The sequence below is a fragment of the Asticcacaulis sp. P2_C5 genome, from assembly GCF_056404555.1.
In genome coordinates, this window is the sequence record NZ_JBFUDU010000012.1 from 1 (window position 1) to 13,549 (window position 13,549).

At 61.6% G+C, this 13,549-nt stretch carries 13 protein-coding genes and 1 pseudogene; 6 read left to right on the forward strand and 8 right to left on the reverse strand.

The window, feature by feature from the left end; genetic code table 11:
- The 8 genes and pseudogenes from AC1DXO_RS19725 to fabD all read right to left on the reverse strand — a co-directional run.
- Positions 1 to 152, reverse strand: a pseudogene (locus tag AC1DXO_RS19725) (IS630-like element ISAli3 family transposase); the annotation flags it as partial.
- A gap of 153 nt (positions 153 to 305) precedes the next feature.
- Entirely contained in the window at positions 306 to 956 is a 651-nt protein-coding gene (gene gmk, locus AC1DXO_RS19730; protein WP_476979897.1) for a guanylate kinase, read from the reverse strand.
- Between the two features lie 3 nt (positions 957 to 959).
- A complete protein-coding gene (locus AC1DXO_RS19735) occupies positions 960 to 1,856 on the reverse strand; it encodes a YicC/YloC family endoribonuclease (RefSeq protein ID WP_476979898.1) in 897 nt (298 codons plus the stop codon).
- Positions 1,856 to 3,010: an endolytic transglycosylase MltG gene (gene mltG / locus AC1DXO_RS19740; RefSeq protein WP_476979899.1), complete on the reverse strand. Its 1,155-nt coding sequence runs from the start codon at positions 3,008 to 3,010 to the stop codon at positions 1,856 to 1,858. The genes AC1DXO_RS19735 and mltG overlap by 1 nt, the downstream gene beginning before the upstream one ends.
- On the reverse strand, positions 3,007 to 4,293 hold the full coding sequence (fabF, locus tag AC1DXO_RS19745; protein WP_476979900.1) for a beta-ketoacyl-ACP synthase II: 1,287 nt from the start codon (positions 4,291 to 4,293) through the stop codon (positions 3,007 to 3,009). Before fabF ends, mltG begins: the two co-directional genes overlap by 4 nt.
- A 149-nt stretch (positions 4,294 to 4,442) precedes the next feature.
- Positions 4,443 to 4,682: an acyl carrier protein gene (locus AC1DXO_RS19750; RefSeq protein WP_006274591.1), complete on the reverse strand. Its 240-nt coding sequence runs from the start codon at positions 4,680 to 4,682 to the stop codon at positions 4,443 to 4,445.
- Positions 4,683 to 4,880: 198 nt separating this feature from the next.
- Positions 4,881 to 5,621 (reverse strand): 3-oxoacyl-[acyl-carrier-protein] reductase, encoded by a 741-nt coding sequence (fabG, locus tag AC1DXO_RS19755; protein ID WP_476979901.1) that lies wholly within the window; start codon positions 5,619 to 5,621, stop codon positions 4,881 to 4,883.
- A gap of 231 nt (positions 5,622 to 5,852) precedes the next feature.
- A complete protein-coding gene (gene fabD / locus AC1DXO_RS19760) occupies positions 5,853 to 6,797 on the reverse strand; it encodes an ACP S-malonyltransferase (protein ID WP_476979902.1) in 945 nt (314 codons plus the stop codon).
- Positions 6,798 to 7,030: 233 nt separating this feature from the next.
- Between fabD and AC1DXO_RS19765 the strand changes: the two genes are divergently transcribed.
- From AC1DXO_RS19765 to rplI, 6 genes are all read left to right on the forward strand, one after another.
- On the forward strand, positions 7,031 to 8,995 hold the full coding sequence (locus AC1DXO_RS19765; protein ID WP_476979903.1) for an alpha/beta hydrolase family protein: 1,965 nt from the start codon (positions 7,031 to 7,033) through the stop codon (positions 8,993 to 8,995).
- Between the two features lie 94 nt (positions 8,996 to 9,089).
- Positions 9,090 to 11,138 (forward strand): alpha/beta hydrolase family protein, encoded by a 2,049-nt coding sequence (locus AC1DXO_RS19770; RefSeq protein WP_476979904.1) that lies wholly within the window; start codon positions 9,090 to 9,092, stop codon positions 11,136 to 11,138.
- A 259-nt stretch (positions 11,139 to 11,397) separates the two neighbouring features.
- Positions 11,398 to 11,931 (forward strand): peroxiredoxin, encoded by a 534-nt coding sequence (locus AC1DXO_RS19775; protein ID WP_476979905.1) that lies wholly within the window; start codon positions 11,398 to 11,400, stop codon positions 11,929 to 11,931.
- A 141-nt stretch (positions 11,932 to 12,072) separates the two neighbouring features.
- Positions 12,073 to 12,444 (forward strand): 30S ribosomal protein S6, encoded by a 372-nt coding sequence (gene rpsF, locus AC1DXO_RS19780; RefSeq protein WP_476979906.1) that lies wholly within the window; start codon positions 12,073 to 12,075, stop codon positions 12,442 to 12,444.
- A gap of 11 nt (positions 12,445 to 12,455) precedes the next feature.
- Positions 12,456 to 12,737, forward strand: coding sequence for a 30S ribosomal protein S18 (gene rpsR, locus AC1DXO_RS19785; protein ID WP_476979907.1), 282 nt, complete (start codon positions 12,456 to 12,458; stop codon positions 12,735 to 12,737).
- A 13-nt stretch (positions 12,738 to 12,750) separates the two neighbouring features.
- Positions 12,751 to 13,338, forward strand: a complete 588-nt coding sequence (gene rplI, locus AC1DXO_RS19790; RefSeq protein ID WP_476979908.1) for a 50S ribosomal protein L9 — start codon at positions 12,751 to 12,753, stop codon at positions 13,336 to 13,338.
- Positions 13,339 to 13,549 lie beyond the last annotated feature (211 nt).

Consider the following 13,549-nt stretch of genomic DNA (forward strand, 5'->3'; position numbering starts at 1 on the left):
ATGGTCGCAGCCTCCGTGCGGCTTCGCCCTTCCAATACAAGCGCCAGCGCAAGCATCCGTCGGGCGGCATCAGCGTCATGGCTTCGAGATGCCGCCTGACGAAGACCTGAAGCATCCAAATCCAGACGTGTGATCAAAATCGATGTCGACAAGCCTAAACCCTCCAGCCAAATCAATGACCATAGGAATCACAATCCGCGCCTAAAGGGAATCCCCAGCCAGAGTCACCGCCTATCGCCGTTGGTATAAATTCAGAATCTTACGCCACAGATAATGCCGTCGAGATACTGTTTACACTGGACAGTTCAAATCTTCTCCACCATCAACTCGTCCACAAACGGCGAAATCCACAGTCCACGCGAACGGCGCGAGATCTCGGCGTGATAGATGTGCACCAGTTCAGCATAGGACCGGTCGAAGTCGTCATTGAGGATAATATAGTCGTACTCGGCCCAATGCGAAATCTCGTTCTTCGCCCGGCCGACGCGGCGATTGATCACGTCCTCGTCGTCCTGGGCCCGGGCGATCAGGCGTCGGTTCAACTCGGCCATGGACGGCGGCAGGATGAAGACCCTGACGACATCGCCCGGCGCCTTGGCCGAGATACGCTGGGCGCCCTGCCAGTCGATATCGAACATGACGTTCTTGCCGTGGCTGAGCGCACGTTCCACCGGCTCACGCAACGACCCGTAACGTGCATCATGAACCGAGGCGTATTCGAGCAGCGCATTTTCGGCGATCAGCTCGTCCATGTGGGAGTCGTCAATAAAATGATATTCGCGGCCGTTCTTTTCACCAGGACGCGGACCGCGCGTGGTGACGGACACCGATAAATCGAGATCGGCGTGGTCGGAGACCAGGCGACGGCACAATGAAGTCTTGCCGGCGCCAGACGGGGCCGCCACGATCAGCATCAGGCCGCGTCTCAACTTGTCGGTCGTCGGCGTGCCTGGCATGTTCTACTCCACATTTTGCGTTTGTTCGCGGAACTGGTCGATCACGGCTTTAAGCTCCAGCCCGGTTTGCGTCAATTCGATAAAGGCCGACTTGGAACAAAGCGTATTGGCTTCGCGCATGAATTCCTGCGCCAGGAAGTCCAGTTTGCGTCCCGGCGCCGCCTCGCCGACGATCAGGGCATAGGCCTGGTCGATATGCGACGCCAAGCGATCCAGCTCTTCGCGGACGTCGGCCTTGGTGGCCAGGACGGCGGCCTCCTGCAGGATGCGTTCCTTGAGGTCCTTGGCGTCCGGCCCGGCCTGGTCGGCCAGCAGTTCACCCATGCGCCGCGTGAAGCGGCCGCGGATAATCTCGACCTGCTGGACCGCCAGCCCCTTGGCGCGCTCCAGAGCAGCGGCCATGGCAACCAATTGCCCTTTCAAGATGGCGTCCAGCGCCCTGCCCTCGACCTCACGCGCCGCCTTCAGCGCGTCGAAAGCACGGCCGAGATCGGCAGCCATAACGGCTTCGCCCTCTTCGCTAAGGCCTTCGCGGTCCTCATTGCCAGCTTCGATCACACCGCGCAGGGCGAGCAGGCCATCAAGGCGTGGTTTCTTGACCTTACCGGCTTTGACAAGATCGTGTCCGGCATTGGCGTAGGCCGCCAGGACATCGCCATTGATACGGCCCCCGCCCTTCGTGGCAGCACCGCCAACAGCAACATTGACGCTGACCTGGCCGCGCTGGAAGCGAATCTTGGCGACCTCACGGCCGATGCGTTCGACGGCCTCGAAGCCTTGCGGATAGCGGTATTTGACGTCGAGATTGCGCCCGTTGACGCTGCGCGCCTCGATCACCCAGGTGATATCATCGATACCGCCCTCAATCCGGGCGAAGCCCGTCATGCTGGAAAGGGTCATTACCGTGATTTACCTTGCAGGCGGACGGCTGTGGCCGGTGCGCTGGCTGATTGCGTGGCGACGGTCGAGGATTCCATGGCCTGGTCGGTCGGCGCCGCCGAGGTCGAGTAGTGGCTGACATCGCCCTCGATCTGGCGCCAGTGCGCGACATTGGCCAAGTGCTCTTCGTAAGTAGAGGCAAAGACATGGCCGCCGGTACCGTCGGCGACGAAATAGAGATCGTTGGTCTTGGCGGGATTCAAGGTCGCGGCCAGCGCCGCCTTGCCCGGGTTGGCGATCGGTGTCACCGGCAGCTTGTCGATTTGGTAGGTGTTCCACGGCGACCAGGCATCCAATTCGGCGCGCGTCAGGCCGCGTCCCAGCGATTCGCCGTGCGAAATCCCATAGATGACCGTTGGGTCGGAGCCCAGGCGAATGCCTTGCTTCAGGCGATTGATGAAGACGGCGGCGACACGCGGACGCTCCGAAGCCAGGCCGGTTTCGCGCTCGACGATCGACGCCATGATCAAGGCGTCCTCCTTGGTGGCGAACGGCAGACCTGCCGCGCGCTTTGCCCACAAGTCGTTGAGCGTCTTGCGACCGGCGTCGAGCATACGGTCCAAGACGGCCTGACGCGTCTCGTTGCGTTGATATTCGTACGTTTCCGGAAGAATGGAACCTTCTGGCGGAACGTCGATATCGCCGCTGAGATAGGGCGCCGCCATCAGGATGCGCACCACCTGGGCCGAGGTCTTGCCTTCGGGCACGGTGACAAAGTTGCGCACCACCTTGCCCTGTTCGATCTGGCTGAGCACGGTGATCAGTGAGGCGCCGGACGGAAAGTCATAGGTCCCGGCATGCAGCCCCTTGGCGTGCCCCCGCAGCTTGGCGGCAAAACGGAACAGGCTGGCCGAATGGATAATGTGCTGCTTTTCCAGTTCGCGGCCCATGGCGGTGACGCTCATGCCGCGCGAGAAGGTGATCTCGCTGACCGGCTGGCCCAGCGACGAGCGTGGACCGGGGCCGAACATCTGCGCGTACAGAAACAGCCCGCCCGCCAGCAGCAATAGCGCCAGACCGGCCGCCAAACCCGCCACGGGTGCCAGCAGAGTCGCGGCCTTGCTGCCCGCACTGGCGTTCCCCTTAACGTCCTTGCGGCGCAGCCAGCGGATCATGCCTCGACCTTACCCAGTATGAGCGCGGCATTGGTACCGCCGAAACCGAAACTGTTGGACATGACCCGGTCGATCTTCATCGGCTTGGCCTTGTGTGGGACCAGGTCGATGGTGGTTTCGACATCGGGATTGTCGAGATTGATGGTCGGCGGCGCAATCTGGTCACGAATGGCCAGGGCGCAGAAGATGGCCTCGACCGCGCCGGCGCCGCCGAGAAGGTGACCGATGGCCGACTTGGTCGACGATACGGTTCCGGTGGCGGCGCGCGCACCGAGGAATTTCTCGATGGCCTTCAGTTCGATACCGTCGGCCATGGTCGAGGTGCCGTGCGAATTGACATAGTCGATCGTCGCGGGGTCGATGCCCGCATCCTTGGCCGCAGCGACCATGGCGCGATAGCCGCCCTCGCCGTCCTCCGACGGAGCGGTGATATGATAGGCGTCGCCCGACAGAGCATAGCCCAGGACCTCGGCATAGATTTTCGCCCCACGTGCCTTGGCGTGTTCGTATTCTTCCAGGACGACGATGCCTGCGCCCTCGCCCATGACGAAACCGTCGCGGTCCTTGTCATACGGGCGCGAAGCCTTTTCGGGCGTGTCGTTGAAGGCGGTGCACAGGGCCCGGCAGGCGATGAAGCCCGCGATGCCGATAGGCACGATGGCCGATTCCGCCCCACCGGCCACCATGACGTCAGCGTCACCGTGCGCGATCAGGCGCGAGGCATCACCGATGGCGTGGGCGCCAGTGGCGCAGGCCGTGACAACGGCGTGGTTGGGTCCTTTGAGGCCATGACGGATCGACACCTGGCCCGAAGCCAGGTTGATCAGGGACGATGGAATGAAGAAGGGCGAGATACGGCGCGGCCCCTTGTCGCGCAGTTCAAGCGCGGTTTCGGCGATGATGCCGAGGCCACCGATTCCCGAGCCGATCATGACGCCGGTACGGACCCTGTCGTCTTCGGATTCAGGCTTCCATCCCGAATCAGCCATGGCCTCGTCGGCCGCGGCGATGGCATAGAGAATGAAATCGTCGACCTTGCGACGTTCCTTGTTGGTCAGGACCTTTGACGGGTCGAATGAACCTTCGATGTCGGGACCGCCGCCGCCACGACCGTCAACCGACGGCACTTCGCAGGCGACCTGGCAGGCATAGTCCGTCGTATCGAAAGCGGTGATCTTGCCGGCACCGGACTGACCGGCCAACAGGCGTTTCCACGAAATTTCGACACCGGCGCCAAGCGGCGAAACAAGGCCGAGGCCGGTGATGACGACGCGACGTACCATAGGCGTACCATTTCCCTGGGCTATCCGTAAAAGTGGCCCCCACTTTTGCCCGGACAGCAACCCCTTTTATGACTACTCAAAAAACTAAGCGCGGCCAAACCCAAAAATGGCTTTGTAACCGCGCTCAGGGTAGACTCGAAGCGCGACGGTCAGGCCGCCAGCTTGTCCTGGATATAGTTGACGGCATCGCCGACGGTCAGGATGTGCTCGGCCGAGTCGTCGGGGATCTCGATATCGAACTCCTCTTCGAAAGCCATGACCAGTTCGACGATGTCGAGGCTGTCGGCTTCCAGGTCGTCGATAAAGCTCGCCTTTTCCGTGACCTTGTCCGGATCGGCGTCCAGGTGGTCGATTACGATCTTGCGAACGCGTTCAAGAACTTCAGACATTTATAGTCCCTTCAGAGATTTAGATATCAAGAACCCCCGTAAACCTTTCGGTTGAAAGGGGCAATCGGGAAATTCGGACCCCGGCTTGTAGTGGGAGGATGATTTTGTTTCAAGCCGATTCAAGCGTTGGGTAGCATACTCTTATTCAACACAAAAGCGTTATTGCGCAATGCAACAATGCGTCGTGGGGCCAAAGTGTCAGATCATCGCCATGCCGCCATTGACGTGCAGGGTCTGGCCTGTGACGTAACCTGCCTGGTCACTGGCCAGGTAGACGGCCGCCGCCGCAATATCCGCGCCGGCCCCGAGGGCGCCCACCGGTATCCGCTGCAATATGGTGGCCTTCTGCGCTTCGTTCAACGCGTCGGTCATCGGTGAGGCGATAAATCCGGGGGCAATGCAGTTGACGGTAATGCCGCGCGACGCCACTTCCTGGGCCAGCGCCTTGGAAAAACCGATCATGCCGGCCTTGGATGCAGCATAGTTGGTCTGGCCCGGATTGCCGGTGACGCCGACAACCGAGGTAATGCCGATAATGCGGCCGAAGCGGCGCTTCATCATGCCCTTGGTGGCGGCGCGCGCCAGGCGGAAATAGGCTTCGAGATTGACCTTGATGACCGTATCCCAGTCTTCGTCCTTCATGCGCAGGATCAGGCCGTCGCGTGTGATGCCGGCATTGGCGATGATGATGTCAAGGCCATTGCCGACAACAGCTTCGGCCTTGGCGACCAGGCCATCGACCTCGGCGGCATCGGAGAGATTGGCGGCGGCGACAAAGGCGTTTTCACCCAGTTCGGCGGCCAGGTCGTTGAGCACGTTTTCGCGCGTGCCGGACAGGACGACCTTGGCGCCTTGTTTGTGCAGGGCGCGGGCAATCTCGGCGCCCAGCCCTCCGGTCGCCCCGGTCACCAGTGCCGTCTTGCCGTTCAGTTCAAACATGGGCCTCTCCCTTGGTCTATCAATTCAGTTGCGGGGGCTTACGCCACGCCGGTTATTCGATCAAGTCCTGCCGCTTTAGCGGCGCACGTCTGTAAAGTGAGGTATCCACAGGTTACACAGATTAAGAGCGCGCTTCGCGCGAAGCGCATTTAATTGTAGAGGCACTACGTGTCGCGAGGCCGCGCTACTTAAAATCTGTGAAATCTGTGTAATCTGTGGATAAAAACCTACCTAGGCGTTTTCCTTGGCAAAGGCTTCGAAGTCGGCCCCGCTGTTCAGTGCGACGGCGGAAACCTCCGGCAGGATACGCTTGATCATCCCGGTCAGGACCTTGCCGGCGCCCAGTTCGGCGACGCGCGTGACTCCACCCTCACCGCCCAGCCACTGCACCGACTCGCGCCAGCGTACCCGGCCGGTGACCTGAGCCACCAGCAGCCCGGCAATATGCCCCTTGTCCATCACCGGACGCGCCGTGACATTGGCAACCAGGGTGGAGACCGGCGCGTTGGTAATGACCTTGCTCAGCGCTTCCGCCATCTCGTCGGCAGCCGGCTGCATCAGCGGGCAGTGGAACGGCGCCGAGACATTCAGCAGCATCGACTTGGCGCCCAGTTCCTTGGCCTTTTCCATGGCCAGGTCGACCGCTGCCTTGACGCCGGAAATGACGATCTGGCCGGAATTGTTGTCATTGGCCACCACCACCACTCCGGCAGCCGAGCCCGCCTCGCAGGCGGCTTCAGCCAGGGCCAGGTCTGCCTTGCCAATAAGCGCCGCCATGGCGCCGACACCGACGGGCACGGCGCGCTGCATGGCGCGACCACGGATCTTCAGCAAACGCGCCGTATCCGCGAGGCTGAAGGTACCTGCGGCGGCATGGGCGGAATATTCGCCCAGGCTGTGGCCGGCGACATATTTCGCGGTGGCGCAGTTGACGCCGAAATCGCCTTCGAGAACGCGCGCCACGGCCAGGGAAACAGCCATGATGGCGGGCTGGGCGTTCTCGGTCAGGGTCAGGTCGGCTTCCGGGCCTTCGCGCATCAACTGAAACAGTTTCTGGCCCAGGGCCTCGTCGACCTCGTCGAACACGGCGCGGGCGCGCGGGAAAGTGTCATAGAGCTCGGCCCCCATGCCGACGCTTTGGCTGCCCTGACCGGGGAATACAAATGCGGTTGTCATGGTACCACTCCAGGTTTTTGCTGCGGCCTTCAATTTCAGCCAGTCAATTTTTACAATCATTACTGCGCGATTGAGCGCAATTTGGCGATGTCGTTAAGCCAAACTTCCGCACCGGGCAACCCTTTTCCGAGAATGGTAGCCACTAACCGCAGGTTGTCATAACGATGTTTTCGACGTATCTTCATCTTAAGGGCAGGCGTCAGACCTGTCCAAACCCGGTGTTGGGGACATACATGACCAGGGGCAACCGGCCGCATTCGCGCCGTGATCTGTCGCGCCGCCATATGCTGGCTGCGACCTTGACGACCATTGCGCTGCCGACGATTGGGCGCGCCCAGTCCGTTCCGCCGCCACTGGCGGTCTACGGCCGCCTGCCGGCGATCAGCAAGGCCGCCATCTCGCCGGACGGCAAACGCGTCGCCCTGATCCGTCACAAGGGCGCCACCCTTTGGCTGGAGGACCGCGACCTCGCCACTGGCCAGGCCGTCTCGGCCGAGATCAGCGGCAACCTGGTGCCCCACCTGGCCTGGGCCAGCAATGAGCGCATCTTCCTGGTTACCTCCCAGACGACGCGTGCCGTCGGCACGCGGTACGAAGCCTGGATCGGCATGATTATCGATGTCCGTCAGAACCGCCATTACCAGCTGTTCAGCGAGATGGTTGAATACGGCCCCAACCTCAACGGCGACTTCCACCGCGTCAAGATGCGCCGCGGCTACTGCGTCACGGCCTCCAACTCTCACCCGACCTCCAGCAACTATCCTATCAACTATGCCGCCGCCCTCTATGCCTTTTCGGCCGCTCATTTCCGGCCGGACCGTCTGGACGAAGACGCGCGGCGCATCCTTACCTGGGCCGTGCGCGGCGACGGCACGCTGGCCGCTCGCGTCGAATACGACGAAGACAGCCGCGTCTGGCAGCTGCGCTTTCGCGGCGGCGGCGGCTGGCGCGTCGTCTACAGTGTCAAGGCCGACCTCGACCTGCCGCTACTCAAGGGCATGGGCCGGACCCGCGACAAGGTGCTGGTCTATTTCAATACCGGCGACCACGTCGACACCTATGTCGAGGTCGGCGAGGGTGGCGTCTTCAGCGAGCCCCTGGCCGGCAATCGCGCCAAGGTGACGCCTTTGTTCGATCCGGTCACCGGCCTGCTGATCGGCTTTTCCCATGAAGACGGTTTGGCCCAATGCATCTGGACCGATCCTGCCCGGGCGGAACTGGCGCCCAGCCTGGCACGTCTCGCGCCCCTGGCCCTGTGTGAACAGGTCGACATGGCCGAAGATCCCCGCCAATGCCTGCTCTACGGGGAAGGCCCGCGCCACGCCGGCGGCTACTTTGCCTGCGACACCGGCACAGGGACGCTGACCGCCCTGGGCGACACCTATCCCGACCTGCCGGCGGACTGGATCTTCCCAAAGCAGCCCGTCGTCTACACTGCCGCCGACGGCCTGACGATCGACGGCTTCCTGACGCGGCCACGCGGCGAATGGGGGCCACGCCCGGCCCTGGTCGTCGTGCCACACGGCGGACCGGAATCCTTCGACGATCAACGTTTCGACTATCTTGCCCAGGCTCTCGCCTCACGCGGCTATCAGGTCTTCCAGCCCAATTTCCGCGGATCGTCGCATAAGGGCCGTGACTTTGCTGCCCGGGGCTACGGCGAATGGGGTCGCAGGATGCAGACCGACCTGTCCGACGGCGTCCGCCACCTGGTCGACCAGGGGCTGGCCGATGCGAAACGCGTCGCCATCGCCGGCAGTTCCTATGGCGGTTATGCCGCCCTGGCAGGCGTCAGCCTTCAATCCGGCGTCTATAACTGCGCCGTCTCGATGGCCGGTATCAGCGATATCGAAGCCTACATGGATGAGTTGTTGGTCGCCGCCCGCTCCAATACCAATGCCCGTTCGCTGATCTACTGGCGCCGCCTCCTCGGGCCAAAAGCCGACTGGCGAGCCCTGTCACCGCTCTACCACGCCGCAGACGTCTCGGCGCCGGTCCTGCTGATCCATGGCCGCGACGACGCTGCGGTCGCTTTTGAACAGTCCCAATCCATGCGCGAGGCACTCAAAGCCGCAGGCAAGCCGGTGGAACTGTTGCTGCTCAAGGATGAGGACCACTATCTGTCTAAGGAGGCGACGCGTGTCCAGACGCTGGAAACCATGGTGGGCTTCCTGCTGAAGCACAACCCGCCAGCCTGAACGTGCCAATTCGGTTGCCGAAAACGACGCAATCCTCTAACTTGCCAGTCAAATCAGGTCGAATCCATCGACCGCACCAGCCGGGGGGCTTTCCATGACCGACCGCAATCCAATTTCACGCCATCCGGTGTCCCACACGCCTGTGTCGCGCCGCGATGTCTTCGCGGGCGCCGCAGCCCTTGCCGCCATGCCATTCATCATTCCGCTTGGCATCGGCACCTCCGCCCGCGCCCAGGACGCCGCACCCGTCCCGCCAGCGCTCAGCGCCTACAGCAAGCTGCCGAAGGTCGACAAGGTCGCCCTCTCGCCCGACGGCACGCGCGTTGCCATGGCGATGAACAAGAACGGCGAGCAGATTATCGTCGATTTCGAATTTGGCACGGGCAAGGTTTCGGCCATCGCCATCGACCAGGACAAAATCCGCGACCTGATGTGGTCTGACAACGACCACGTCCTTGTCGTTACCACCAAGACCCAGCGCGATTTCGGCGAGGTTTTCGAGGAACAGTTCGGGCTGATCTTCGACATCCGCGCCGGCAAGCGATATCAACTCTACGCCTATGTGCCGGGCGTCACCACGGCCGTCGTCACCGGCGACTTCTACCGAATCACCATGGACGGCAAGCCTTACCTGACCGCATCCGGCTTCAAGGCGGCGGAAGGGATCAACCAGATGGAAACCGCCGGCGTCGGCAAGGCGCTGGCATTCCACGACCTGAACCGCTGCCTGTTCGCTTTCAATCCCAATTCGTCACTGCCGCGCAAGCTCGACGACGATGCCCACCATATCCAGAACTGGGTCGTGAAGGCCGACGGCACGGTGGTTGCCCGGTCGGATTTCGACGATGACACCAAGATGTGGTCAGTGCGCTACAAGACGGCAAAGGGCTGGAAGAACATCTTCGAGGTCAAGGCGCAGTACGACATGCCTGCAGTTTGCGGTCTCGGTCGCGACGGGCAATCCGTCCTGATCTATTTCCAGGACGGGGAATATAGCAACAAATATGTCGAGCTCTCTGGTGACGGCAGTTTTAGCGAACCGATCGCCATCAATGGTTCCAATCACTACCCGATCTTCCATCCGGTCAATCTTAACCTCACGGGCTTCGGCAGCGCGGATGGCATCGCGACCTATACCTTCTACGATGCCGACATGGCCAAGCTTCCGGCGCTGCTGGCAAAGGCCCTCGGCGATATCCGTACCGACCTCGTAGGCTTCGCCGACGACCCGCTGCATGTCCTGGTATTCGTCGAAGGCGAAGGCAATGCCGGTACCTACTACTCGATCGACTTCCGCAAGGGCGGCTATAAGGAAGTCGGCTCGTCCTACCCCGACATCCCCGGCGAGTGGGTGTCCGAGAAAAAACCTTACAGTTATATGGCGGCCGACGGGCTCGCCATTCCCGCCTGGCTCAGCCTTCCGGTCGACCGCGACGCCAAGAATCTGGCGCTGGTCGTCCTGCCGCATGGCGGCCCGGAAGTGTACGAAGACGGTCACTTCGACTTCCTTGCCCAAGCGCTGACGTCGCGAGGCTATGCCGTCCTGCAGCCCAACTATCGCGGATCGGGCGGCCTCGGGCAGGATTTCACCGCCCGCGGCTACGGTGAATACGGCCGCAAGATGCAGACCGACCTGTCCGACGGCGTCCGCGCCCTGGTCAAGGAAGGCCTGGTCGATCCGAAAAAGGTGTCGATCTTCGGCGGCTCCTATGGCGGTTACGCCGCCCTGGCCGGTGTCACGATCGATGTTGGTGTCTATAACTGCGCCGTGTCGCTGGCCGGTATATCCGATGTCAAGGCGTTCCTCGACTACCGGCTGGAACGCGGCGGCTTCGACGGTAACAGCTACAGCGTCATGTATTGGAAACGGTATCTCGGCGACGAAGCCCGTTGGGACGACATCAACCCCGTAAGGCACGTCGACGCCGTTTCGGTGCCGGTCCTGCTGATCCACGGCAAGGACGATACCGTCGTCCCCTACGACCAAAGCACGCGTTTCTATGACGCCATGAAAAAGGCCGGCAAGCCGGTCGAACTGGTTCAGCTAAAGGAAGAAGACCACTGGATGTCACGCGAACCGACGCGCATGCAGATTGTCGAGGCCATGGTCAACTTCATGCTGAAGAACAACCCGCCGGCATAACCGGCAATCCTGCGAACGGGTCCTGCTGACGGCTGAGGACCACTGGCTGTCTAGCGAACCCAGATGCCTGAGGCGGTGAACGGGTTTCTGGAAAAGCACAATCCCGCCTACTGATCTACAGGCCCAAAATAATCCGCTTTTCCTGTGTAACCGAAGTAGCGCCGTGGACGTAAGGGATTAGGACGCAGTCCGTTGACCGCCCCTTGCAGGCCGGTGGCAACGGGCCTATGGTCTGACCACCTTGACAGGAGACGCCGCCATGACCTCATCCATCCGTATCGTGTCCCTCGCCCTCTGCGCCGCCGCGCTGGCTGCCGCAACGCCTTCGCTCGCCGCCCTCAAGGTCGGCGACAAGGCGCCGGACTTTACTGTTGACGCCGCAACCAACGGCGACGTCAAACCCTTCGTCCTGGCAGACGCCCTGAAGGCCGGCCCTGTCGTCGTTTATTTTTACCCCAAGGCCTTTACCGGCGGCTGTTCGCTCGAAGCGCATCAGTTCTCCGAGGCTATCCCGGAATTTGCCACCAAGCATGTGTCCGTAATCGGCCTGTCGACCGATGACGTCCCGACCCTGCAGGACTTTTCCAAAAAGGACTGCCAGGGCAAGTTCCCAGTGGGCTCCGACGCTTCGGCTGTGGTGACAACCGCCTACGACGCCAAGATGGGCAATGCCAACATGTCGAACCGCATTTCTTACGTCATAGGTCAGGATGGGCTCATCACCTTCGTCCATGACAGCGGCGATGCCTCGACCCATGTTCCGGCCCTGCTGGCCGCGGTCGGCGCGGAATAACCCTTTACAGGGTAACGATCTTAATCTATAGGCCCCGTTCCCTTGACGGGTGGTCAGCCGCTTCCATGCGCGCCTGATCCATCGTGGCTGCGAGACTTCCGCTCACAGACGCGCCACCCGTCGCTACGGAAGAGGATAAACATGGCCTTTTACGAACACGTCGTCATCGCACGACAAGATATTTCGCCACAACAGGCGGAAGCCCTCAACGAAACCCTGAAAGCCCTGATCGAAGAAAATGGCGGCCACATCGCCAAGATCGAATATTGGGGTCTGCGCAACCTGACCTATCGCGTCAAGAAGAACCGCAAGGGCCACTACTCCCTGCTGGCCATCGACGCTCCGGCGCCGGCCGTCAAGGAAATGGAACGCCTGCTGTCGATCAACGAAGACGTCATTCGTTACATGACCGTCCGCGTCGAAGAGCTCGACCTCGAACTGTCGCCCGTCCTGTCGCGCCGCGATCGCCCTGAGCGGGCCGAGCGCAGCAGCACTGAAGCGTTTGCCGAGTAAGGATTTCCAACATGGCTGATATCGAAACCACCGCCCCCGCCGCGGGCTCGCCCGTTGGCAATGCCCCGGCCCGTCGCCCGTTCTTCCGCCGCCGCAAGGTGTGCCCGTTCTCCGGCGCCAACGCCCCGAAGATCGACTATAAGGACGTCAAGCTCCTGCAGCGCTACATTTCCGAGCGCGGCAAGATCGTTCCCTCGCGCATCACGGCCGTAAGCCAAAAGAAGCAACGCGAACTGGCCAAGGCCATCAAGCGCGCCCGCTTCCTGGCCCTGCTGCCTTACGTTGTGAAGTAAGGAGTAGAAAATCATGAAAATTGTCCTGCTTGAACGCGTGGAAAACCTGGGTGCCATCGGCGACGTCGTCGGCGTCAAGGACGGCTATGCCCGTAACTTCCTCCTGCCGCGTCACAAAGCCCTGCGCGCCACGGCTGCCAACCTGAAGGTCTTCGAGGCCCAGAAGGATCAGATCGTCGCTCGTAATGCCGCCGCCAAGGCTGCTGCCGAAAAGGCCGCCTCCGAACTGGACGGCACGACCTACATCATCATCCGCCAGGCGGGTGATTCGGGTCAGCTCTACGGCTCGGTCAATGCGCGCGACGTCATGGAAGCTGTCGCCGAAACCGGTGGCAAGGTCGAACGCAACCAGATCGTGCTCGACACCCCGATCAAGACCCTGGGCGTCCATGTCCTGAAGGTCCGCCTCCACGCCGAAGTCTCGATCACCATCTCGGTGAACGTGGCCCGTTCGGTTGACGAAGCCGATCGCCAGGCCGCCGGTGAAAACGTCATTGCCTCGCAATTCGAGGAAGACCGTCTGGCCGACGAGGCCGCCGCTGCCGACATGCTTGAAGGCGGCGCGGGCAAGGCCATGGCTGACGCGCCCTACGAAAGCTGATCTAATCTGGTTATCCGGTTGGTTTTCCGGCCGGTTTTCCCGTCATTAACCCCGGCAGACGCGAGTTTGCCGGGGTTTTTTCTTGCCATTTCGCCAAATATGCATATGGTGCCCTCATTCGAGATCTACGGTTCACTTGCACGACCGCCTTACGGCCCTCTTCAAGACATCGCTACTTTCGGATCGGTTCGCGTACTTTCACCCGGACCCT